This window comes from Streptacidiphilus pinicola, from assembly GCF_003258295.1.
GTDB classification, from domain to species: domain Bacteria; phylum Actinomycetota; class Actinomycetes; order Streptomycetales; family Streptomycetaceae; genus Streptacidiphilus; species Streptacidiphilus pinicola.
Genome location: NZ_QKYN01000124.1, coordinates 1 through 21,278 on the forward strand (window position 1 = coordinate 1; position 21,278 = coordinate 21,278).

Here is a 21,278-nt window from a genome sequence, read left to right on the forward strand (position 1 = left end):
GTGCCGCTGGGAGGCCGCCGCGAGGTCGCCGTCCGACCCCGCGGCGGCCTCCCAGCGGCACCCCTCGACCGTCCCCGCCGCGATGGCGAAGGCCGCGTCGAACAGGGCCATCAGGCAGACGGCCTCCAGCTCGGCCGCCCCGACCAGTCCGCGGCGCACGAGCTCGACCGCGAGCCGGCCGTGCGGCGCGCCCGCCTGGTAGGCGGCAACCCAGGCGGACTCCAGGACCCGGCCGGACCGCAGCAGCAGCGCCTCCGCGCCCGGCGAGCCGGGGCTCTCCGCCCCGGTCGCCCGGCCGCCGTCCAGGCGCAGCCACCCGCCCGGGTCGCCGGTCACCTGCAGCGTCCCGGTGGCGCCGGCGCGGCCCCGCGCCGCCAGCGCCGCGACCACCCCCTCGGCTCCCTCGGGCAGGGCGCGGGCGATTCGATCTCGCTCAGACATCGACCTATCAATTTCGATCAGATTCCGCCGAACAGCATGGCGCGTACCGAGGCATTCACGACAGGATTGCAAAAGAGGGCATGCCGGAAAGACACCCAACAAAGGACGGGAGACCACCGCGGAATATGCCGGCCGCGCGCAGCGCCTTCATTTCATCCGTACCAGCGAAGTGAGTCAAGCGATTGATGACAATTGGTGGTGCTGCCGTGACTCCGCGCCACCTGCGTCAACGGGCATACTGCTGCCCGTGACCAGCGACTCCGCCGTGCGGCCAGGCCGCCCCGCCGTCCGCCATCCCTACCTGGACCACCCGGGACCGCTAGCGTTCGCCCACCGCGGCGGCTCGCTCGGCGGCCCGGAGAACTCCATGGCCGCGTTCGAGCAGGCCGTCCGGCTCGGGTACCGGTACCTGGAGACGGACGTGCACACCACCGCCGACGGCGTGCTGGTCGCCTTCCACGACGACCGGCTGGACCGGGTCAGCGACGGCACCGGCTCGATCGCCCAGCTGCCCTGGCGCGTGGTCTCCGCCGCCCGGATCGGCGGGCGCGAGCCCGTACCGACGCTGGAGGAGCTGCTCGACGCGTTCCCCGAGGCCCGGTTCAACATCGACGTCAAGGCCCCGGCAGCGGTCCGGCCGCTGGTCGACGCCGTGCGGCGCACCCACGCCTGGGACCGGGTCTGCGTCAGCTCCTTCTCCGAGCGGCGCCTGGCCGGGGTCCGCGCGGCGGCCGGGCCGCGCCTCGCCACCTCCGCCGGCCCCCGCGACGTGGTCGCACTCAAGCTGCGCTCGCTGGCCCGCGGCGGCCTCCCGCTCGCGCGCGGCGCGCGGCGGCGGGCCGTCTGCCTCCAGGTACCCGAGTTCGTCGCCGGCGGCGGCGACAGCGGCCCGCGTCTGGTCGACGCGGCCTTCGTGGAGACCGCCCACGCCCTGGGCCTGCAGGTCCACGTCTGGACGGTGAACGAGGCCGATCGGATGAGATCACTGCTGGATCTGGGTGTTGATGGCATCATGACGGATCACATCGACGTCCTGCGCGATGTGCTGATCGAGCGCGGAGCCTGGTTTTGATCACTTCTGCACCGGCGTCGACCGAGACGACCGACCTCAAGCGCGCCCAACTCGGCTGGTACCTGAACGACTGGGCGAACGCGGCGTTCTCGGCGACCGTGCTGACGGTCTTCCTCGGCCCCTACCTCACCGACATCGCCAAGAAGTCCGCGGACGCGCACGGCGACGTGCACCCGCTGGGCCTCGCGGTGCGGGCCGGCTCGTTCTTCCCGTACACGGTCTCCTTCTCCGTGCTGATCTCCGTCGTGGTGATGCTGCTGGCCGGGGCCGCGGCCGACCGGACCGGGCGGCACAAGACGCTGCTCTGCTCCTTCGCCTACGTCGGCGCGGCGGCCACGCTCGGGATGTTCTTCCTCGGCGGCCACCGCTACCTGCTCGGCGGCGGGCTGCTGGTCCTCGCCAACGTCTGCTACGCCGTCTCCGCGGCCCTCGCCAACTCCTTCCTGCCCGGCCTGGCCGCCCCGGACGAGCGCGACAAGGTCTCCTCCAAGGGGTGGGCCTTCGGCTACGCGGGCGGCGGGCTGCTGCTGGTACTGAACCTGGCCCTCTTCCTCGGCCACAGCGCGCTGGGCCTCGCCAGTGGCACGGCGGTCCGGCTCTGCCTCGCCTCGGCGGGCCTGTGGTGGGCGACCTTCACGGTCTTCCCGATGCTGCGGCTCCCCCAGCGGGCCGGCCTGGCTCCGGTCGCCAAGCCGGTGGACGAGCACGCGGGCGGGACGCTGCGCGAGCTGGTCGGCACGCTGCGCGGGATGCGGCGGTACCCGCTGACGCTGCTCTTCCTGATCGCGTTCCTCTGCTACAACGACGGCATCCAGACCGTGATCTCCCAGGCCTCCCTCTACGGCAGCGAGGAGCTGGGCATGAGCCAGACCACGCTGATCGCGGGCGTGCTGCTGGTCCAGATCGTCGCCATCGGTGGCGCGCTGCTGCTCGGCCGGATGGCCGGCCGCTGGGGCGCCAAGCGGACCATCCTCGGCTCGCTGGTGGCCTGGGTGGTCACCCTCGCCTTCGGGTACGTCATGCCGGCGCACCAGCCGATCTGGTTCTACACCCTGGCCGCGGCCATCGGGCTGGTCCTGGGCGGCAGCCAGGCGCTGTCGCGGTCGCTCTTCTCCCATCTGATCCCGGCCGGGCACGAGGCCGAGTACTTCTCCCTCTACAAGATCAGCGACCGCGGCACCAGCTGGATGGGACCGCTGGTCTTCGGTCTCGCCTACCAGGTGACCGGCAGCTACCGGATCGCGATCATCTCGCTGCTGGTCTTCTTCGCGATCGGTTTCCTGCTGCTCAGTCGGGTGCCGGTACGGCGCGCGATCGAGGCCGTGGGCAACCCGGTGCCCACCCTCTCGTGAAGGCGGTGGGGAGGCCCTGCGGGGGATCTGCACGGGCCTGACATTTCGTGACTGCGAGGCACGGTGGGTCGACCGAGGGTGATATCCGCCTCCAGATGTGACAAATCGGACGCGGGTGGGTACAAACTTGGGCGGCGTGACGTACGTCGCGCGCGTACTGCGGGAATCTTCGACGGTTGCCGCGCGTTGTACGGACCGACGAAGACAGCGACATCCAGTCCTGTGGGCCATGAGCCCGGGAGGCACGATTCATGAGTGAGCGAGCTCTCCGCGGCACGCGACTCGGGGCGACCAGCTACGAGACCGACCGCGGTATCGATCTGGCGCCTCGCCAGACCGTCGAGTACGCATGCCAGAACGGACATCGGTTCGAGGTGCCGTTCTCGGTGGAGGCCGAGATCCCGCACATCTGGGAGTGCCGGTTCTGCGGCAGCGAGGCGCTGCTGATCGACGGCGACGAGCCCGAAGAGAAGAAGTTGAAGCCAGTCCGTACGCATTGGGACATGCTGATGGAGCGGCGCACGCGGGAGGAGCTGGAAGAGGTCCTCGCCGAGCGCCTGGAGGTTCTCCGCTCCGGTCGCATGAACATCGCGGTTCACCCCCGCGATCGCAAGAGCGCCTGACCGCGCCCTCGCCGAACGAGGCCCGGACTCCCCTCGGGGAGTCCGGGCCTCGGCGTATCCGCCAGGTGTCAGGGTGCCGACGCGGGGGCCGATTCAGGGGGCGAGCGGGAGCTGCCGCTTGTGGTCGGTCAGGCGGTAGCGGGTGAGGATGGTGTCGAAGACGCGCGCGTCGACCGGCTTGCCGGAGAGGAAGTCGTCGATGTCGTCGTAGGTGACGCCGAGGGCGTCCTCGTCGGCCTTGCCCGGGGTGAGGGTCTCCAGGTCGGCGGTCGGGGTCTTCCAGACCAGCTCGGCGGGGGCGCCCAGGGCCTCAGCGACGGCGCGGACGCGGCGCTTGGTGAGGCCGGTCAGGGGGACGAGGTCGGCGGCGCCGTCCCCGAACTTGGTGAAGAAGCCCGAGACCGCCTCGGCGGCGTGGTCGGTGCCGACGACGAGGCCGTCGTGGGCGCCCGCCACCGCGTACTGCGCGATCATGCGCTGCCGCGCCTTGATGTTCCCCTGGACGAAGTCCTGGTGGTGGGCGTCCCGGAAGGTCACACCCGCGGCCAGGGTCGCCGCGAGCGCCGCGTCGCTCGCGGGCTTGATGTCGACGGTGAGCACCTCGTCCGCCTTGATGAACGACAGCGCGAGCTGCGCGTCGTGCTCGTCGGCCTGGACGCCGTACGGCAGCCGCATGGCGTAGAACCGCGCCCGGTGCCCGGCGGCGCGGGCCCGCTCGACGGCGAGCTGGCAGAGCCGCCCCGTCGTGGTGGAGTCCACGCCGCCGCTGATGCCCAGCACCAGCGCGCGCAGGCCCGTGGACGTCAAGCGCTCGGCGAGGAAGGCCACCCGGCGCTCGATCTCCCGCTCGGCCTCGAAGGTCTCGGCGACCTGGAGTTCCCGGGCGATCTCCTGCTGCAGGGCGATGGACGCCGACTCGCTCACGTGTGCTCCTACTTCCGGTTCACGAACTGCTGAAGTGCTACCGCGCCCACCCTACTCAGCACGGTGCGGGCGCTTAACGACGCAGCTCCCCGTAGGGGCCGTCGTCGTCGCGGCGGGAGTAGTCGTACGGGCCGGAGGCCGGGGCACCGTCCTCGTGGATGACCTCGCCCTGGACGACCTTGCCGTCGGGGCGGTGGATCCGCACCTGCTCCTGGAGCCGGACCGCGTCGCCCAGCGGGCCGCGGCGCAACAGCGCCATCGGGGCGCGCTGGAGGCGCTTGGCGACCGGCGGGACCAGGCAGAGCAGGCCGAGGAGGTCGCTGATGAAGCCGGGGACCATCAGCAGGATGCCGCCCGCGACCGTGACCGCGGTGCGCGCCTCGCCGGCGGGCAGGGTGTCGCCCTTGCGCGCCGCGGCGAACGCCTTGAGGCCGGCCCGCTTGATCACGGACGCGCCGGCGACGACCCCGGCGAGCAGGAGCAACAGCGTGAGCAGCCAGCCGATCCACTCGGCCACCGCCACCAGGAGCACCAGCTCGGCCACCGCGTAGGCGGCGACGAGCAGGGGCAGGAACCGCTTGAGTCGGGACGCGCGCACGGCGGCTGGACCCTTCCTTGGTCGTGTCAGGCTTCCACCGTAGAACGCCCGAGGTCAGACCGGTGTTCCGGCGGGCCTTCGGCGGGCGGCCCTCAGGCGGTCGTCGCCTCGGACCTCTCAGCCGGGGAGTCCGCGTCGCCGCCCGAACGGCGGCGGCGCGTCCAGACGGCGAAGCCCACCGCGCCGAGGCCGATCAGCGACAGCGCCCACTCCGGCGCGGCGCCGACGCGGTCGGCCAGGGTGAGGCTGTCACGCAGCGGGACCCTGACGTCCAGCTCGTCCTGCGTGGCCAGCTGCGTGCGCTGGACCACGGAGCCGTCCGGCGCGATGACCGCGCTGATGCCGCTGGTCGCGGCGATGACCACGGCGCGGCCGTGCTCGATCGCGCGCAGCCGGGACATCGCGAACTGCTGGTCCGGCTGGTCGGTGTGCTCGTAGGTGGCGTTGTTGGTCTGCACGACCAGCACCCGGCCGCCCTTGGCGACCGCGTCGTGGACGATGCCGTCGTAGGCGACCTCGAAGCAGATCACGTCGCCGATCCTGGCCGGGCCGACCTGCAGGATGCCGGTCGTGTCGCCGGGGTAGAAGTCGCGGGCCACCCGTTGCAGGCGGGTGATGTACTTCATCAGGATCGAGCGGAACGGCACGTACTCGCCGAACGGCACCGGGTGCTGCTTGGTGTAGTGCGCGCCGGGGCCCGTCTTCGGGTCCCAGACGATGCCCTCGTTCATCACGTGCTGGGCGTCCGGGCCGTCGACGAGCGCGCCGACCAGCATCGGCACGCCGGTACGGCCTGCGGCCTGCATGATCGCGGCGTAGGCCTCGGGGGTGTTGTACGGGTTGACGTCGGAGGAGTTCTCCGGCCAGATCACCAGCTGCGGCTGCGGCAGCTTGCCCGCGTCGACCTTGTTCATCAGGTCGAAGGTCGCGGCGACGTGGTTGTCCAGCACCTGCATCGGGCGGCCGAGGAAGTCCATGCCGGCGTGCGGGACGTTGCCCTGCACCACGCCGATCTGGGCGTAGGCCGGGCCGCCGGCGGTGGTGCCGGCCGTGGGCAGCGGGATCGCGTAGCCGACGACGCCCGCGACCACGGCCCCGGCGGCGCAGGCCAGCCCGAGGCGTCCGCTGCGCTCGCGGCCCTCACGGGTGCGCAGCGCGAGCACCGCGGCGGCGAGCAGCGCGCCGCTGAGGGCGACGGCGAAGCTGACCAGCGGCGCCCCGCCGAGCGCCGCCAGCGGCGTGAACGGCGAGGAGGTGTTGGCGAAGGCCAGCCGGCCCCACGGGAAGCCGCCCAGCGGCACCCGGTCGCGCGCCCACTCCTGGGCGACCCAGAGACAGGCCGTCCACAGCGGCCAGAAGCGCAGCCGGGACACGATCGCGAGCCCCGCGCCCATCAGGGCCACGAAGAGCGCCTCGGCGACGGAGAGCAGCGCCCAGGCGTCGTAGCCGATGACGTCGATCCAGATCAGCAGCCAGAGCATGAAGACCAGCCCGAGGACCAGGCCCGTCCACGCGCCCTGACGGGCGGTGCGCCCGTGCGTGAGCAGGCTCAGGCCCGCCACCGCGACCAGCGAGAGCGGCCAGATGCCGACGGAGGGGAACGACAGCGCGAGCAGCACGCCGCAGAGCAGGGCGAGCGCGGTGCGCGGCAGGCCACGGCGGATCCGGGTCCCGATCCGGACCAGCCGTGGCGGACGCACACCGGCCTCCGCGAGGTCCTTGGAACGGTCGTCCGATTCCAGGGTCAAGGGCACGTTCGCCGCCAATCCGCAGCAGAGGGTCCATGGGCTGTGGGATGACGGTACATCCTGCGGTTAAGCGCAGGTGAGAGTGGACCGGGTGGGAAGCGAGCGTGGACACGGGAACGGCCCGGACGCCCTTCGGTCCGACTCGGGACCTGCTGGCTGCGGGTCGACCAGAAGCCGTTGTCTACTGAGCGTCCGGGCCGAGCCCGGAGTCCACACCCGTCGCCACGAGGCGCGCTTGCGCGCGTCCGCGCCGAGGCCCGCGCTCCCCGGTCCGACGGCGCGGGCTCCTGGCTGCGAAGGCCCGCGGCGGCCCCGGGTTTGGCGTGGGTCTGCTGTCCGGTGGACGACGAAGAACCTACTCGCGGTCCCGCCGCCTCTGTCAACCTGCGTGTTACCTGGGAAGACGGCCTTACGCCGCAGGTCAGCGCGGTACGCCGGGGTCCGGACCCGGTCCGGGCCAACCCATCGTTCGGCGGTATCGGGACACGGGCGCGGGGCGTCTGCTAGGACGCGGTCCGGAAGACCGAGCGTCCGTTCACCAGGGTGGCCAGGCAATGCGGGAGGGCGCGGCCCGGGGTGAGGTCGGGGAGGCCGGGGACGCCACTGCGGGGGTCGGTGGACCAGTTGCGGATGATCTCGTCCGGGGCCTGGACGATCAGGTCGGTGGGGGCCCAGACGGCGAGTGACGCGGGGGCGCCGGGGACGAGCGTGCCGGCGTCGTCGCGGCCCAGCGCGCGCCAGCCGCCGCGAGTGTGGGCGGTGAAGGCCGCGCGCGCGGAGATGCGGTGCTCCGGGGTGCGGTGGAACGCCGCCGCGCGGACCGTGCCCCACGGGTCGAGCGGGGTGACCGGCGCGTCGGAGCCGAAGGCGAGCGGGACCCCGGCGCGCAGCAGCGCGGCGAAGGGGTTCATGGTGCGGGCGCGCTCCGCGCCCAGACGCTCGACGTACATGCCGGACTCGCCGCCCCAGCAGGCGTCGAACGCGGGCTGCACGGACGCGGTCAGACCCAGCTCCGCGAAGGCGGCGATCTGGTCCGGCGTCAGCAGCTCCGCGTGCTCGACGCGGTGCCGCAGGGCCCGGACGCGCTCCAGGCCGAGCTTGTCCGCGACCGCACGGACGCCCGCCACGAGCGCGCCCAGCGCGCCGTCGCCGATCGCGTGGAAGCCCGCCTGGAGGCCCGCCTCGGTGCAGGCGCGGACGTGCTCGGCGATCTCCTCGGCGCTGAGGTAGGCGGCGCCGGTGTGGGCCTCGTCGGTGTACGCGTCGTGCAGGCAGGCGGTGTGCGAGCCGAGCGCGCCGTCGACGAAGAGGTCGCCGCCCGCGCCGACGGCGCCGACGCGGCGCGCGGTGTCGACCGCGCCGAGCTCGCCCCAGTAGCCGAACACCTCCGGGCCGCCGCCCGCGGCGGCGAGGGCCAGCAGGCCGGTCAGGTCCGCCTCGGAGGAGATCTGCGGGCCGGCGCACTCGTGCAGCGCGCCGATGCCGAGGGTGACCGCGTGCGCCAGGGTGGCCCGCTGCGCGGCCTCGCGCTGCCGCGGCGTCAGATGGCCGAGGGCGGCGCCGCGCACGGCGTGGTGCGCGGCGCGGCTGAGCGGGCCGTCGGGGAGGTGACCGGGCAGGCCGGGCAGCTCCGGGCCCGCGAGGGCGCGCAGGGCCGTGGACGCCAGCGCGGAGTGCACGTCCGTGCGGGAGAGGTAGAGCGCCGTGCCGCCGGCCGCCTCGTCGAGCTCGGCGAGGCTGGGCGCCCGCCGCTCGGGCCACGTGGACTCGTCCCAGCCGTGGCCGAGCAGCACGCCGCCCGGCCCGACGGCGGAGCCGCGCACGAACGCGCGGATCCGGGCCAGCGCCTCGCCCAGGCTCGGGCAGCCGGTCAGATCCAGGCCGGTCAGGGCCAGGCCCGTCGAGGTGGCGTGTACGTGGGCGTCCACGAACGCCGGGGTGACCAGCGCGCCGGCCAGATCCACGACCAGGTCGGCGTCGCGGGCGTAGCTCTCGGCCGCGCCCTCCTCGCCGACCCAGGCGACGACGCCGTCCTGCATCAGCAGGGCGGTCGCGAACGGGTCGGCCGGGCTGTAGACGTCGCCGCCGCGCAGCAGGACCGTGCGCGCGGCGGAATCGACGAGGGCGGTGAGCGGTGCTGCGGCGGTCATGCGGTCCACCTTATGAGACGCCGCGGACGACGCCGTGACCAGCCCTGCCCCAGCCCCCTACTTCAGTCGCGGCGGGCGCGCCTCGTAGGGGGTGCTGAGCACGACCGTGGTCCGGGTCGAGACGCCGGCCGCGGAGCGGATCCGCGCGAGCAGGTCCTCCAGGTCTCCCGGCGTGGACACGCGGATCTTGAGGATGTAGTTCTCGTCGCCCGCCACGCTGTGGCAGGCCTCGATCTCCTCGATCCCGGCGAGCCGCTCCGGGGTGTCGTCGGGGGCGCTCGGGTCGAAGGGTTTGACCGAGATGAACGCCGTCAGGGGCAGGTCGACGGCGTCGGGGTCGACGATCGCCGCGTAGCCGCGGATCACCCCGCGCTGTTCCAGGCGCCGCACTCGCTGGTGCACCGCCGAAGTGGACAGGCCGGTGGCCTTGCCCAGGTCCGTGTAGCTCATCCGGCCGTCCGCGACCAGGAGCTGCACGATCTGTCGATCGAGATCCTCCACCAGGACAACTTACTCGACGCCGCATGTGAGCAAGGCCACAGACCCGGCGTCAGGCCACTGGCACGGTCAGGATTATCGAGTGCCCGCACGGGGCATTGCTCGGTATGGTCGCGGCCACTTCAGGTTCCGCGTGCCTGCTCCAGGGGGAGTTCACATGACTGTTGTCGAGCAGCTCAGCGCTGTCCGGGACGACGAGGCCAGAACCCGGGGTGTCGACCCGGGCCAGGCGGAGACCTGGGAGATCACCCGGTTCCGCTGCCCCGACTGCCGGCGTCCCATCTCGGTTCTGGACGACGAGGAGCGCCTGCCGCTGCATGCCGTGGTGACCACGCCGTGGCACCCCTTCTCCGCCGATGTCTGCCAGGGCTCGGGCCGCTGGCTGGACGAGATCGACGAGGATGACCCGCAGCTCGCGTCGGAGCCCACGCTCGCCGAGTTCCTCACGCTGCCGCCGGAGCTGGACTGGCGCCGCCAGCCGTTCTCGCACGTCGTGAAGCCGATACCGATGCAGCGTCAGGCCGCCTGAGCGCCAGGCGACCTGAGCCCCGGACGGCCTTGACCCGGCACACACGGCAGTCGGCGCGCCGCGTGGGCGCGCCGCGTCAGTGCGACCAGTAGCGCCCCTCCACCATCGCCTCCAGCGTGGCCCGGTGCAGGATCAGCCGGTCGGGGTCGTCCGGGGCCTCCGTCTCGCCGAGGTGGACCTGCCGGTAGCCGATCCTGAGCATCACCACGGCGTGCCGCAGGGCCGCGTAGAGAGTGAAGAACTCCAGATCGTGCGGGACGTGACCGCTCGCCTCCGTGTACTGGGCCACGACCGTGTCCCGGTCCAGGAAGTCGGGCAGTCCGGCCTGCCCGAAGGCGACGGTCAGGTCCTGGAAGAACCGGTGCAGGAAGACGAACCAGCCGAGGTCCAGCTCGCGCGGGCCGAGCGCGGCCATCTCCCAGTCGAGCACGGCCGCGGGCGTGAAGCCCTGGTAGACGATGTTGCCGATGCGGGCGTCACCCCAGCTGAGCACGGTCTCGCCCTCGTGCACCGGCCAGAGCCGCTCCAGCCGGGCGAAGGCGCGCTCGATCAGCGGTGAGGCGGCCCGGCCGGCCACCACCCAGTCGTAGTAGGCACGTTGCTGTTTCACGTGCTGCCGCAGCGGCGTCTGGCCGGACTCGGCCGGGCGGAGGAAGCCGGCCTCGGCCACGGGCACACGGTGCAGTTCGGCGAGCACCTCGACGCTCGCACGCTGCAGCTGCGCACGTTCGGCGTCGCTCGCCTCGTGCAGCCAGTTGCCGCTGTACGTGTACGGCATCAGGTCCGGCGGGACACGACCGTCGACCCGCGCCATGACGAAACCGGGCGCGCCGAGCGGCTCCGGGTCGGTCTCCAGCCGCAGCAGCCGCGGTACCGGAGCCCTGGTGTGCGCGGCCACCAACTCGATGCAGCGGTACTGGCGTTCCATGTCGTAGCGGGGGAAGACGGTGTAGCCGTCGGGATCCGGGGCGAGCCGCAGCACGCAGGGCTGCACGCCGCCGTCGGGCAACCGCAGGTCGAACAGGACGGTCTCGCTGGACATGCCGTTGGCCTCGGGAACGGTCAGCTCGGTGACGACGGCACCGGGCCGCCAGCCGTCGATCCACGCGGCGAGGCGGCCGCGGAGCTGCTCGGGATCGCCCGCGCGGATGACGGATCGCCTGGTGACGGACGGCTTGTCGGCGGACGGCTTGGCGACGGGCTGGGGCACGCTGGGTGTGGCCATGCTCGGGCTCCGCTTCTGAGGGCTGCGACGGGGCTGCGCAGGGCTGTACTACGGGGCGACCGCCGAGAAGTCGGCGAAGCCGGAGGGGTCGTGGCGGCCGAAGCTGCCGTGTTCGAAGATCCCGTGGCCGACCTCGCCGTCGAGGGTGAACCGGGCGGCGTGGTCGGTGACGCCGTACGCGGCGAGGCCGAGGTCGCCCGGGTCGGTGAGGTCGTAGCGGCGGCGGTCCACCCAGCCGCGGCCCTGCCACGTCCCGTGCTGCCAGTCCTGCGCGGGCGGGTAGCCCGCGCCGACCGCCAGCGGCGTGCCCCCGAGCAGCTCGGCCCGGATCTCCACAGGCTTGCGGGCGGCGTCGGTGAGGTGCAGCGTCGCGCCGGTCGGCACGCGGGTGCCGGGCGTGTAGGCGATGTCGACGTAGGGCCAGCCGAGTTGCTCGTCGCGGCGCTGGCCGGGGCGGACCAGCACGGCCTCGTTGAGCGAGCGGTGGCCGTCGGCGTCCTCCTGGAGGATCACCATGACGAAGCGGTCGCGGAAGCGGATCGGGCACCAGACCCAGTGGAATCCCTCGGTCCGCTGCTCCTCGGCCGCGCGACCGGGCTGCTCTCCCGGGATCGGCCGCACGCCCCAGCTGCGGTCCCGGGTCGCCGTCCACTCCTGCGGCGTGAGCGTGAACTCCGCTCCCCCGGCCCGGATCCAGCCGCTCGCTCCGCCGGCCTGCACGAAGCGGCGCCCCTCCAGCGTCAGCCGGTCCCCGGTGTGGCCGAGGTGGTGCGGTTCCCACACGGCCGGGAACTCGGCCTGCCAGGTGAGGTCACAGGCCAGACCGTCGGCCCCGTCCCCCTCGCACCGCAGCCGCAGCGTCCGCAGCGGCTCCACCACGTCGATCCGGACCGGCCCGACCTCGAGCCGCATCCGGTCCTCCCCCAGCGCGTCGGAGGCGCGCACGGCGTGCAGGGTGTCGCCGACCTTCAGCGTCACGTACGCGTCGATGACCCCGGTGTTCGGGTAGACCCCGAGCCCGGCGATCAGCAGGGCGCGTCCCGCGTGGTCGAACACGTGGAAGATGCACCGGTCGTAGGCGTTGCGGTCCCCGGTGGCCACGTGCCGCATCGACAGCGGCACCTGGTGCACGGGGTACTCGTCCAGAGGGACGGGGCGGAACGTCACACTGAACCTCCTCGCCGGAACGCGGACCCTGACGGTACGTCAGCTCTGATCGAGGAAGCCAGACCCGTGCCCCTATGATCTATGCTGGACCATCGGACGAGAAGGGGACTCGGCGACGATGCGCGCACTCGGGGGACGCTACCGGCTGGACTCACAGGCCGGGCGCGGGGGCATGGGCCAGGTCTGGCGGGCGACCGACCTGGAGCGGACGGTCGCGGTCAAGGTCCTGCCCACGGAGTTCGCCGCCGACCCGGAGTTCCGCGGCCGCTTCCGGCGCGAGGCCAAACTGCTGGGCGGCCTGCGCCACGAAGGCATCGCCGTGCTCCACGACGTCGGCGAGGACGGCGGGGAGCCGTTCCTCGTCATGGAGTTCGTGGAGGGCCGGACCCTCGCCGAGGCGACCGGCGGCCGCCCGGTCGACACGGACTGGGCGCTGGGCGTGGTCAGGCAGCTGGCCGCCGCGCTGGCCCACAGCCACCGGCAGGGCCTGATCCACCGTGACATCAAGTCGTCCAACGTGATGCTGACGGACGCGGGCGCGGTGAAGATCCTCGACTTCGGCATCTCCAAGGCCCTGTCCAGCAGGACGACCAAGCTGACCGGCACCGGCATGAGCCTGGGCACGCCCTCCTACATGTCGCCCGAGCAGATCGACGGGCAGGAGGTGGACGTCCGCAGCGACCAGTACTCGCTCGGCTGCCTGCTCCACGAACTCCTGACCGGCCGGACGCCCTTCGTCGGCGATTCGCCCTTCGCGGTGATGAACCAGCACCTCAGCAAGGAGCCCGCGCCGCCCTCCGCGCTCAACCCGCGGGTGCCCCCGGCCGTGGACACGCTGACGCTGCGCCTGCTGGCCAAGGCCCCGGCCGACCGCTTCGCCTCGATGGACGCCCTGATCGCGGCGCTGCCCGGCGCGACGGCCGTCACACCGCAGCCTCCGCACACCCCGCCGTCGGCCGCCGCTCCCCAGCCCGCCCCCACACCCGCGTACCCGCCGCAGGCGTTTCCCCGGCCGGGCGCGCCGCAGGCGTACCCGCCCCACGCGGCGCCGGCGTACGGCGCGCTGCCGCATCCCGGCGCCAGGCCGACCGTGCCGGTCGGTGGCGGATCCGGCTCGGCCGCCGCCGCGGCGGACCGGGTCCGGATCCGGGCGCGGCTGCTCGGCCTGCTCGCGCAGGCCCTGTTCATGCTGATCCCGATCCTGGTCTTCGAGCTGCGGATCGGTGCCGACGGGTCCGGGACGCTGTGGGAGCTCGCCCTCGTCGCGAACCTGGTGATCCTCCTCGTCGGCACGCCGACGGCGTGGGCGCTGCTCGCGCGACGACCCGACCCGGCGGCGGCCGCCGCCGGGCAGGCCGCGGCGACCTGGGCGGTGGCCGTCGCGGGCGCGACGCTCGGCACCCTGGTGAACTTCCTGGACTGGTTCAAGCAGGATCTCGCCTGGTACACCTCGCACCTCAACGGCACGTCGGGGCTGTTCCTGGTGCTGGTGTGGTGCGGTGGCCTCGGTTGGTTCGCGCTCGCCTACGCGCTGACCCGCCTGGCCTCCTCGGCCTGACGGGTCGGCACGGGGCGCCCCAGGGGCGCGTCAGCGGGTGAGCGTGCGGCCGATCACCAGGCGCTGGATCTGGTTGGTGCCCTCGACGATCTGCAGCACCTTCGCCTCGCGCATGTAGCGCTCGACCGGGTGGTCCTGGGTGTAGCCGTAGCCGCCGAGCACCTGGACCGCGTCCGTGGTGACGCGCATCGCCGCGTCCGTGCAGAAAAGCTTGGCCATGGCGGCCTCCTTGCCGAAGGCGAGCCCGGCGTCCCGCCGCCGCGCCGCGGCGAGGTAGAGGGCGCGGCCGGCCTCGACCGCGGTGGCCATGTCCGCGAGCATGAAGGACAGGCCCTGGAAGTCGGCGATGGCGCGGCCGAACTGCTCGCGCTCCTTGGCGTAGCCGACCGCGTAGTCCAGCGCGGCCTGGGCCACGCCCACCGCGCAGGCGGCGATGCCGAGGCGGCCGGAGTCCAGCGCCGCCATGGCGATCCCGAAGCCCTGGCCCTCCTCCCCGATCAGGCGCTCCGCCGGGACGTGGGCCTCGTCGAAGTGGACCTGGGCCGTCGGGGAGCCCTTCATGCCCATCTTCCGCTCCGGCGCCGCGCCCGAGACGCCGGGCGTGGTGGCGGGCACGAGCAGGACGCTGATGCCGCGGGCACCGTCGTCGCTGGTGCGCACCATGGTGCTGTAGAAGTCGGCGACGCCGCCGTGGGTGATCCACGCCTTGGTGCCGTTGACGACGTACTCGCCCACGGACTTCGTCTGGGAGGTGCCCCCTTCCACGTGGACGGCGCGGGTCTTCAGCGCGCCCGCGTCGGAGCCGGACTGCGGCTCGGAGAGGCAGTACGCGCCGAGCTGCTCGCCGCCGATCATCTCGGGCAGCCACTTCTCGCGCTGGGCGTCCGAGCCGAAGGTGGCCAGGGCGTGGCAGGAGAGGGTGTGCACGCTGAGGCCGAGGCCGACGGTGAGGCGCGCGGCCGCGAGCTCCTCGATCACCTGCAGGTAGACCTCGTAGGGCTGGCCACCGCCGCCGTACTGCTCGTCGTACGGGAGACCCAGCAGACCGGAGCGACCGAGCGTCCGGAAGACCTCGCGGGGGAACTCCGCCTCCGCCTCCTCCTCGGCCGCACCCGGCCGGACCTCGTTCTCGGCGAGGTCCCGGGTGAGCGCGAGCAGCTCGCGCGCCTCGTCGGTCGGGAGTGTGCGCTCGACGGGCTTGGTCGCGGACGCGGTCATGGCGGCTCTGCCTCCTGGTCTCGGGGCCCGACGCCCCAGGTGGGGAGGCCGGGCGACGACACGTACGACGACACCGGGTCTCGGTGAACGATCGCTAACATGCAGCGCTGGAAGTATGCCTCATCCGATGGGGCCCGCACCATGCCGGAGCTGCACGACTGTGGCATCCGCGGCTCCGCCGCGCGGCTTCGCCACTAAGCTCGGAGCACCATGCTCACCCTGCCCTCGCTTGCCTCGCGCCTCTCCGCTCTCTCCCCCTCCTGCGGTCCGACCCGACTGGTGGCCGTCGACGGCTACGCCGGCTCCGGAAAGACCACCTTCTCCGCGCTGCTCGCGGACGAGCTGGGCGGCCCGGAGCGCGCTCCGGTCGTGCACCTGGACGACCTGGCGACGCACGAGCAGTTCTTCGACTGGACCGAGCGCCTGCACAGCGAGGTGCTCGCGCCGCTCGCGCAGGGGCGAGCGGTCCGCCACCGGGTCTACGACTGGGAGCTGGCGCGGTTCGGGGCGAGCCGGGAGCTTCCGGCCGCTCCCCCCTTCCTGCTGCTGGAGGGCGTGGGCGCGGGACGGCGCGCCGTGCGGCGGCAGCTGGCCGCGCTGCTCTGGATGGACCTCGACGCCGAGACCGCCCGCACCCGCGGTGAGCTGCGCGACGGACCCGCACTCGCGCCGTTCTGGAGCCGTTGGTCCGCGGAGCAGACCGAGCACTTCCGGGTCGACCCCAGCCGACCCTTCGCCGACTTCCTGGTAACCGGAACGACCGGGCGGCCACTGGCTGACGCTGCGTAATCGCTACAGCGTGTGGCCAATAGCCTGTCCGTGAGCCAGCGAATTGCCGGGGAGTGCGACCAGTGCGGACCCGACCGATCCGACGGCACGCCCTTGACCTGCACCCCTGGCACCAACTACGTTCTCAATCAGCGCGACACACGGTGATCGCGCCCCGCAGACACGAGCTGCCGGCCGTTCCCCCGTGGCCGGCAGCTCGTCCTTTTCCGGCCCTTCCGTCCGCTCCGCACCAGACCACCCGGTGACCGAGCGTGATAAACGAAAGGGCTTTCTTCCGCTTGTGTGGAAAATCTGTTTATGTCCCCACCAGCCGATACGGGTGTGCGGCACTCTTCCGGATCAGCAAGACCCCGGTACGATTCCCCTGAGCGTGCGGGCTCGGTCGCCGCGTGCTCACGGACCGTCAAGGTGTGGCGTCTGCAGGCCTCCCGGGTCAGCCCTCCAGCGGGCAACAGGGACGCGGAGCAGCAGGGGGCGAAGCGGTGGGGACTGAGGACAACGGCGACAGGCGCTCACGCAGCCTGGCCGATCGCGCCTGGCTACGGGCCATGGACGCGTACACCGCGGGCGCGTACACCCGCGCCGAGGAGGAGTTCCGCGCCGCCGTCCGGCTCGACCCGGGCATGGCCGACGCATGGCTCGGCCTGCACGCGCTGCGTTCCGACACCTCGGCCGCGCTGCTGAGCATGCACCGCAACCGCGAACGCTTCGGCGAGCAGCGACGCCGGCACCGACGTCCGCTCAGCTCCTGGTACTGGCTCGGCTGGTGGGTCCAGCCGCTGCTGGAGACCGAGCGTGACCTGACCCTCGCCCACGCCTCGCACTGGCTCGACGGCCGTCACCTCCCCGAGCTCGACCGGGCGCTGGCCCAGTGCCCGCCGGTCACCGAGGACAGCGCGGTGCGCTTCCTGCACGCCTGCCGCTCCTACCTGACCAAGGACTGGGAGCAGCTGATCCGCGACACCGACGGCCTGCTGGACGACGCGCTGCTGGGCATCGAGGCGGGCCTGTTCAGCGGCATGGCCCGGGTGCGCCTGGACATGTGCGGCCAGGCCGAACTGCCGCTGGCCACCTCACTGGCCCGCTGCCGCTCCGAGCAGCCGCAGCGCAAGGAGCTGCGCTACTGGCTCGCCCGCGCCTACGAGGGCGTCGGCCGCAGCGCGGCCGCGCTCTCCCTCTACCGCGCGGTGCACCGCGTGGACCCCGGCTTCATGGACACCGCCGCCCGGCTCGCCGCGATCACCGCGGAGGACGGCGTCGACCCCGCGCTGCTCGAGTCCCCGCAGGAGCCCGGCCTGCTGCGCCCCGGCCGCGCCGGCGGCAGCCCGGCCGCCGAGCCGCCCGGCTTCGACATCGCCGCCTTCGAGGGCAGCGGCTTCGACGGCCCCGGATTCGACGGCCTGGACGGGGGCATCGACCCGGGACCGGACACCACCGACCTGGGCGACGCCGCGGACGGCCCGCTCGACGTCGGCTTCGAGCCCGCCTTCTACGACCCGCTCCCCGGCTTCCCGCTCGCGGAGGACGAGGAGGATGCCGAGCCCGACGGCGCCACCGGTGCCACCACGGTGGACGGCCGCGCCGGGGGCGCGGCCGTGCCCGCCACGCGGGACCGCGCCGCGCTCCCCGCGCAGGCCGGCACGGACACGCCCCCGGACCAGCAGCGGCTGGACGCGGCACTGGCGGAGCTGGACCGGATGGTCGGCCTGGAGCCGGTCAAGCGGCAGGTGCTGGCGCTCTCCGCGCAGCTGCGGATGTCCCGGCTCCGCGCCGACCAGGGCCTGCCCGTCCAGCCGCCCAAGCGGCACTTCGTCTTCTCCGGCCCCTCCGGCACCGGCAAGACCACGGTGGCGCGGATCCTCGGCCGGGTCTTCTACGCGCTCGGCCTGCTCAGCGGCGACCACCTGGTCGAGGCCCAACGGGCCGACCTGGTCGGCGAGTTCCTCGGCCAGACGGCGGTGAAGGCCAACGAGCTGATCGACTCGGCGCTGGACGGCGTGCTGTTCATCGACGAGGCCTACAGCCTCGCCAACTCCGGCTACTCCAAGGGCGACGCCTACGGTGACGAGGCGCTGCAGGTGCTGCTCAAGCGCGCCGAGGACAACCGCGACCGCCTGGTCGTCATCCTCGCCGGCTACCCCGAGGGCATGAACCGCCTGCTGGCCGCCAACCCCGGTCTCTCCTCCCGGTTCACCACCCGCGTCGACTTCCCCAGCTACCGCCCGGCCGAACTCGCCGCGATCGGACAGGCGCTGGCCGCGCACGACGGCGACTTCTGGGACGACGAGGCGCTGGAGGAACTGCGCAGCATCTGCGCCCACGTGGTGCGCGAGGGCTGGATCGACGACCTCGGCAACGGGCGCTTCATGCGCACCCTCTACGAGAAGTCCTGCGCCTACCGGGACCTCCGGCTCTCGGTCCTCGCCGAACTGCCGACGAGACAGGACCTGGCCGCGCTGCGACTCCCCGACGTGCTCCAGGCCTATGGGGAACTCATCGACGGCCGTTAGGGTCGCAGCATGGCCGAGACACAACCGAGGCTCCACACCTGGCAGATCGACGCCCGTGAGTACGCCCGCCAGGAACGGCGCCGCGGCCGCCGCCACGCCTACGAGCGCCTCACCGGTCCGAGCACCGCACTGGTCGTGGTCGACATGGTCCGCTTCTTCGTCGCCGGCAACCCCTACGGCCTCGGCATCGTCCCGCACGTCCACACCCTCGCCCGCGCGGTCCGCGCGGCGGGCGGCACCGTCGCCTGGGTCCTGCCGGCCGTCACCGAGCAGGCCACCGGCTGGGCAGTCGACTTCTACGGTCCCGAGATCGCCGAGCTCTACCGCGGCGCGGGCGGCACCGGCCCCCTGCGCTCCCGCCTCTGGCCCGACCTCACCCCCGCGCCCGACGACCCCGTCGTCGAGAAGACCGCCGCCTCCGCCTTCTTCCCCGGCCGCTGTGCGCTCCGCGACCACCTGGACCGACGCGCCGTCGACACCGTTCTGGTCTGCGGCCTGGTCACCAACGTCTGCGTCGAATCCACCGTCCGCGACGCGGCGACCCTCGGCTACCGCACCCTCCTCGCCGCCGACGCCTGCGCCACCCGCGACGACACCCTCCACAACGCGTCCCTGACGACGATCTACCGCAGCTTCGGGGACGTCCGTCCCACGAGCGAGCTCCTGGCGCTGCTGGCGACCAGTTAGGGGCGCGGGGCTCCGCGCGCCCCCTTCGTGCTGCGACTGGCCCCAGGAGGCACGTCTCAGGCGGCCTTCAAAGCCTCCCGCAGCGGGACCCGGGCGCCGCTCCGCAGGACTGAGTTGCGGTAGACGCGGCCGGCGAAGCGGAGGACGACGACGCCGGTGGCGAGGGTGAGGAAGAGGGCCACGAGGACCTGCCAGAGGGGGGCGACGCCGAGGGCCCAGCGCATGGGCATGAGGACCGGGGCGGTGAACGGGACGAAGGAGAGGATCTCGGCCAGGCCGCTCTGCGGGTTCGCGGGGAGGATGGAGATGGCCACGACCCAACCCGCGACCAGCGGCATCATGATGGGGGCCATCACCCCGCCGAGGTCCTCCTGGCGGGAGACCATCGCGCCCGCCGAGGCGAAGACCAGGGCGTAGAGCCAGAATCCGGCCACGAACCAGGCCAGCGTCCACAGCAGGCTGCCCACCGACGCGCTGAGCGAGACGTTGAGCTGCCCGTCGGCCATGCCGACGGCCAGGCCCAGCACGCCGGGGACGAGCAGCTGGACCACGCCGACCACCGCGACGCCCACGACCTTGCCCGCCAGCAGCTGCCACGGCTTGATCGTGGCGAGCAGGAGCTCGACCACGCGGCTGGTCTTCTCCTCGACGACGCCCTGCGCGACCATCTGACCGACCGTCATCAGGATGAGGTACATCAGCAGGCCCGCGACGATGGCGATGGCGACCTTCTGGCCCTGCTGCGGGTCGGCCTTCTCCAGCGGGGAGACCTGCACGTGCTGGGACGCCGCCGCGGGGGCCTGGCCGACGACCGCGAAGAGCGTCTGCAGCGAGTTCGGCAGCGACTTGTCGACCGTCACCTCGGTGCCGTCCGCGCCGTGCGCGGTGACGAAGGCGTCGACCTTGCCGTCGCGGACCGCGGCCGTGCCGGCCGCGGGGTCGGCGACGACGATGACGTCGACCTTCTGGTGCAGCTTGTCCGCCACGGCGGAGAGCTCCTGGCCGTAGCCCGCGTCCGCCTGGACCACCGCGACGTGCTGCGTCGAGGGGCCGGGAGCGGCGAGCTTGGTGATGATCGGCACCGCGAGGAAGGCCACCGCGGTGATGCCGAGCATGATCTTGAACGCCTTGGAGCGCAGCCGCACCGACGTCTCACGCCCGGCGACCAGCTTGACCGCCTCGACGTTGCTCAGCTGCGCGCCCTGGTGGTGGCCCGTGGCGTCGGCCGTGTTCGTCACTGCTGCTCCCCCGTGTGCGTGTCCGTGCTGACGACGTGCCGGAACAGCTCCGTGAGCGTGGAGCGCCGGCGGGCGAACTCGCGGACGGGGCCGGTGGCCAGCGCGGCCGTGAGCACGGTCTGGTCGTCGGCGCCCTCGTCGAGGGCGAGCACAGTGCGACCGTTCTCCTGTCGGCGCACGGTGACGCCGGGAACGCCCGCGGCCCAGCCCTCGGGCGCGGCGGGCGCGTGCACCAGCAGCTCCTCGCCCCCGGAGGCGCGCAGCTCGTCGACGGTGTCGCAGGCGACCATCGTGCCCGCGCGGACGATGCCGACGCGGTCGCAGAGCCGCTCGACCAGGTCCAGCTGGTGGCTGGAGAAGATCACCGGAATGCCCTCGGCGGCCTTCTCGCGCAGCACCTGGCTCATCACGTCGACGGCCACCGGGTCCAGCCCGGAGAACGGCTCGTCGAGCACGAGTATCTCGGGGTTGTGCACCAGCGCCGCGGCCAGCTGCACGCGCTGCTGGTTGCCGAGGCTGAGCTTCTGCACCTCGTCGCCGACGCGGGCGTGGACGCCGAGGCGTTCGGTCCACTCGGCGACCGCCGCCGCGGCCTGCGCCGCGCCGAGGCCGTGCAGCCGGGCCAGGTAGGTCAGCTGCTCGCCGACCTTCATGCGCGGGTAGAGGCCGCGCTCCTCGGGCATGTAGCCGATCCGGCTGCGGATCTCGTGGTCCACCGGGACCCCGGCCCAGCGGACCTCTCCCCCGTCCGCGGCGAGCACACCGAGAACGATCCGCATCGTCGTGGTCTTGCCGGCGCCGTTGCTGCCGACGAAGCCGAAGATCTCTCCGGCTCGCACGTCGAACGTCATCCCGTCCAGCGCCACGGTGTCGCCGTAGCGCTTGGTCAGGGCGTCGACTTCGAGACGTCGATCGCTCACCTGCTCACACTCCCCCGAATGTACGTTTTGT

General features: G+C 72.9%; 18 protein-coding genes and 1 pseudogene. 8 read left to right on the forward strand and 11 right to left on the reverse strand.

What is annotated here, in order from left to right:
- Positions 1-441, reverse strand: a pseudogene (locus tag DN069_RS29270) (hypothetical protein); the annotation flags it as partial.
- A gap of 247 nt (positions 442-688) precedes the next feature.
- Between DN069_RS29270 and DN069_RS29275 the strand changes: the two are divergent.
- From DN069_RS29275 to DN069_RS29285, 3 genes are all read left to right on the forward strand, one after another.
- Complete coding sequence (locus DN069_RS29275; protein ID WP_111506037.1) at positions 689-1,513, forward strand: glycerophosphodiester phosphodiesterase family protein; 825 nt, start codon at positions 689-691, stop codon at positions 1,511-1,513.
- Positions 1,510-2,865 carry an MFS transporter gene (locus tag DN069_RS29280; RefSeq protein ID WP_111506039.1) on the forward strand — a complete coding sequence of 452 codons (1,356 nt, stop codon included), beginning with the start codon at positions 1,510-1,512 and terminating at the stop codon, positions 2,863-2,865. The genes DN069_RS29275 and DN069_RS29280 overlap by 4 nt, the downstream gene beginning before the upstream one ends.
- 251 nt (positions 2,866-3,116) lie before the next feature.
- Positions 3,117-3,488 (forward strand): RNA polymerase-binding protein RbpA, encoded by a 372-nt coding sequence (locus tag DN069_RS29285; protein WP_111506041.1) that lies wholly within the window; start codon positions 3,117-3,119, stop codon positions 3,486-3,488.
- Between the two features lie 93 nt (positions 3,489-3,581).
- Here the strand turns inward: DN069_RS29285 and nadE are convergent, their stop codons facing one another.
- From nadE to DN069_RS29310, 5 genes are all read right to left on the reverse strand, one after another.
- Positions 3,582-4,412, reverse strand: a complete 831-nt coding sequence (nadE, locus tag DN069_RS29290) for an ammonia-dependent NAD(+) synthetase (protein WP_111506043.1) — start codon at positions 4,410-4,412, stop codon at positions 3,582-3,584.
- 73 nt (positions 4,413-4,485) lie between these two features.
- The gene (locus tag DN069_RS29295) at positions 4,486-5,040 is read right to left on the reverse strand and encodes an FxsA family protein (protein ID WP_111506045.1); all 555 of its coding nucleotides are present in this window, start codon (positions 5,038-5,040) and stop codon (positions 4,486-4,488) included.
- A gap of 62 nt (positions 5,041-5,102) precedes the next feature.
- Positions 5,103-6,764 carry an apolipoprotein N-acyltransferase gene (lnt, locus tag DN069_RS29300; RefSeq protein WP_243639882.1) on the reverse strand — a complete coding sequence of 554 codons (1,662 nt, stop codon included), beginning with the start codon at positions 6,762-6,764 and terminating at the stop codon, positions 5,103-5,105.
- Between the two features lie 497 nt (positions 6,765-7,261).
- Positions 7,262-8,908 (reverse strand): amidohydrolase, encoded by a 1,647-nt coding sequence (locus tag DN069_RS29305; RefSeq protein WP_111506049.1) that lies wholly within the window; start codon positions 8,906-8,908, stop codon positions 7,262-7,264.
- A gap of 57 nt (positions 8,909-8,965) precedes the next feature.
- On the reverse strand, positions 8,966-9,409 hold the full coding sequence (locus DN069_RS29310) for an Lrp/AsnC family transcriptional regulator (protein ID WP_111506051.1): 444 nt from the start codon (positions 9,407-9,409) through the stop codon (positions 8,966-8,968).
- 154 nt (positions 9,410-9,563) lie between these two features.
- Between DN069_RS29310 and DN069_RS29315 the strand changes: the two genes are divergently transcribed.
- A complete protein-coding gene (locus DN069_RS29315; protein WP_243639885.1) occupies positions 9,564-9,935 on the forward strand; it encodes a hypothetical protein in 372 nt (123 codons plus the stop codon).
- 76 nt (positions 9,936-10,011) lie between these two features.
- Here DN069_RS29315 and DN069_RS29320 read toward each other — a convergent pair whose 3' ends face one another.
- Positions 10,012-11,160, reverse strand: coding sequence for a phosphotransferase family protein (locus DN069_RS29320; protein ID WP_111506053.1), 1,149 nt, complete (start codon positions 11,158-11,160; stop codon positions 10,012-10,014).
- Between the two features lie 48 nt (positions 11,161-11,208).
- The gene (locus tag DN069_RS29325) at positions 11,209-12,270 is read right to left on the reverse strand and encodes an Rv3169 family protein (RefSeq protein WP_111506095.1); all 1,062 of its coding nucleotides are present in this window, start codon (positions 12,268-12,270) and stop codon (positions 11,209-11,211) included.
- Positions 12,271-12,445: 175 nt separating this feature from the next.
- Between DN069_RS29325 and DN069_RS29330 the strand changes: the two genes are divergently transcribed.
- Positions 12,446-13,885: a serine/threonine-protein kinase gene (locus tag DN069_RS29330; RefSeq protein ID WP_111506055.1), complete on the forward strand. Its 1,440-nt coding sequence runs from the start codon at positions 12,446-12,448 to the stop codon at positions 13,883-13,885.
- A 30-nt stretch (positions 13,886-13,915) separates the two neighbouring features.
- On the opposite strand, the gene DN069_RS29335 is transcribed toward DN069_RS29330, so the two are convergent.
- Positions 13,916-15,103 carry an acyl-CoA dehydrogenase family protein gene (locus DN069_RS29335; protein ID WP_111506057.1) on the reverse strand — a complete coding sequence of 396 codons (1,188 nt, stop codon included), beginning with the start codon at positions 15,101-15,103 and terminating at the stop codon, positions 13,916-13,918.
- A 210-nt stretch (positions 15,104-15,313) separates the two neighbouring features.
- Between DN069_RS29335 and DN069_RS29340 the strand changes: the two genes are divergently transcribed.
- From DN069_RS29340 to DN069_RS29350, 3 genes are all read left to right on the forward strand, one after another.
- The gene (locus tag DN069_RS29340; RefSeq protein ID WP_111506059.1) at positions 15,314-15,892 is read left to right on the forward strand and encodes a uridine kinase family protein; all 579 of its coding nucleotides are present in this window, start codon (positions 15,314-15,316) and stop codon (positions 15,890-15,892) included.
- A gap of 548 nt (positions 15,893-16,440) precedes the next feature.
- Positions 16,441-18,402, forward strand: a complete 1,962-nt coding sequence (locus DN069_RS29345; protein ID WP_111506061.1) for an AAA family ATPase — start codon at positions 16,441-16,443, stop codon at positions 18,400-18,402.
- Between the two features lie 9 nt (positions 18,403-18,411).
- Complete coding sequence (locus DN069_RS29350) at positions 18,412-19,089, forward strand: cysteine hydrolase family protein (RefSeq protein WP_111506063.1); 678 nt, start codon at positions 18,412-18,414, stop codon at positions 19,087-19,089.
- Between the two features lie 56 nt (positions 19,090-19,145).
- Here DN069_RS29350 and DN069_RS29355 read toward each other — a convergent pair whose 3' ends face one another.
- Both DN069_RS29355 and DN069_RS29360 read right to left on the reverse strand, forming a co-directional pair.
- Positions 19,146-20,327 carry an ABC transporter permease gene (locus DN069_RS29355; RefSeq protein WP_111506065.1) on the reverse strand — a complete coding sequence of 394 codons (1,182 nt, stop codon included), beginning with the start codon at positions 20,325-20,327 and terminating at the stop codon, positions 19,146-19,148.
- Complete coding sequence (locus DN069_RS29360; RefSeq protein ID WP_111506067.1) at positions 20,324-21,247, reverse strand: ABC transporter ATP-binding protein; 924 nt, start codon at positions 21,245-21,247, stop codon at positions 20,324-20,326. The genes DN069_RS29355 and DN069_RS29360 overlap by 4 nt, the downstream gene beginning before the upstream one ends.
- Positions 21,248-21,278: the final 31 nt, after the last annotated feature.

Excerpts from the sequence above, each read along its gene's own strand:
- DN069_RS29350 (WP_111506063.1), top strand. The coding sequence starts at position 18,412 with ATGGCCGAGACACAACCGAGGCTCCACACCTGGCAGATCGACGCCCGT.
- DN069_RS29345 (WP_111506061.1), top strand. The coding sequence starts at position 16,441 with ATGGACGCGTACACCGCGGGCGCGTACACCCGCGCCGAGGAGGAGTTC.
- DN069_RS29320 (WP_111506053.1), bottom strand. The coding sequence starts at position 11,160 with ATGGCCACACCCAGCGTGCCCCAGCCCGTCGCCAAGCCGTCCGCCGAC.
- DN069_RS29325 (WP_111506095.1), bottom strand. The coding sequence starts at position 12,270 with ATGCGGCACGTGGCCACCGGGGACCGCAACGCCTACGACCGGTGCATC.
- DN069_RS29315 (WP_243639885.1), top strand. The coding sequence starts at position 9,564 with ATGACTGTTGTCGAGCAGCTCAGCGCTGTCCGGGACGACGAGGCCAGA.
- DN069_RS29305 (WP_111506049.1), bottom strand. The coding sequence starts at position 8,908 with ATGACCGCCGCAGCACCGCTCACCGCCCTCGTCGATTCCGCCGCGCGC.
- DN069_RS29340 (WP_111506059.1), top strand. The coding sequence starts at position 15,314 with ATGCTCACCCTGCCCTCGCTTGCCTCGCGCCTCTCCGCTCTCTCCCCC.
- DN069_RS29330 (WP_111506055.1), top strand. The coding sequence starts at position 12,446 with ATGCGCGCACTCGGGGGACGCTACCGGCTGGACTCACAGGCCGGGCGC.
- DN069_RS29285 (WP_111506041.1), top strand. The coding sequence starts at position 3,117 with ATGAGTGAGCGAGCTCTCCGCGGCACGCGACTCGGGGCGACCAGCTAC.
- DN069_RS29335 (WP_111506057.1), bottom strand. The coding sequence starts at position 15,103 with ATGACCGCGTCCGCGACCAAGCCCGTCGAGCGCACACTCCCGACCGAC.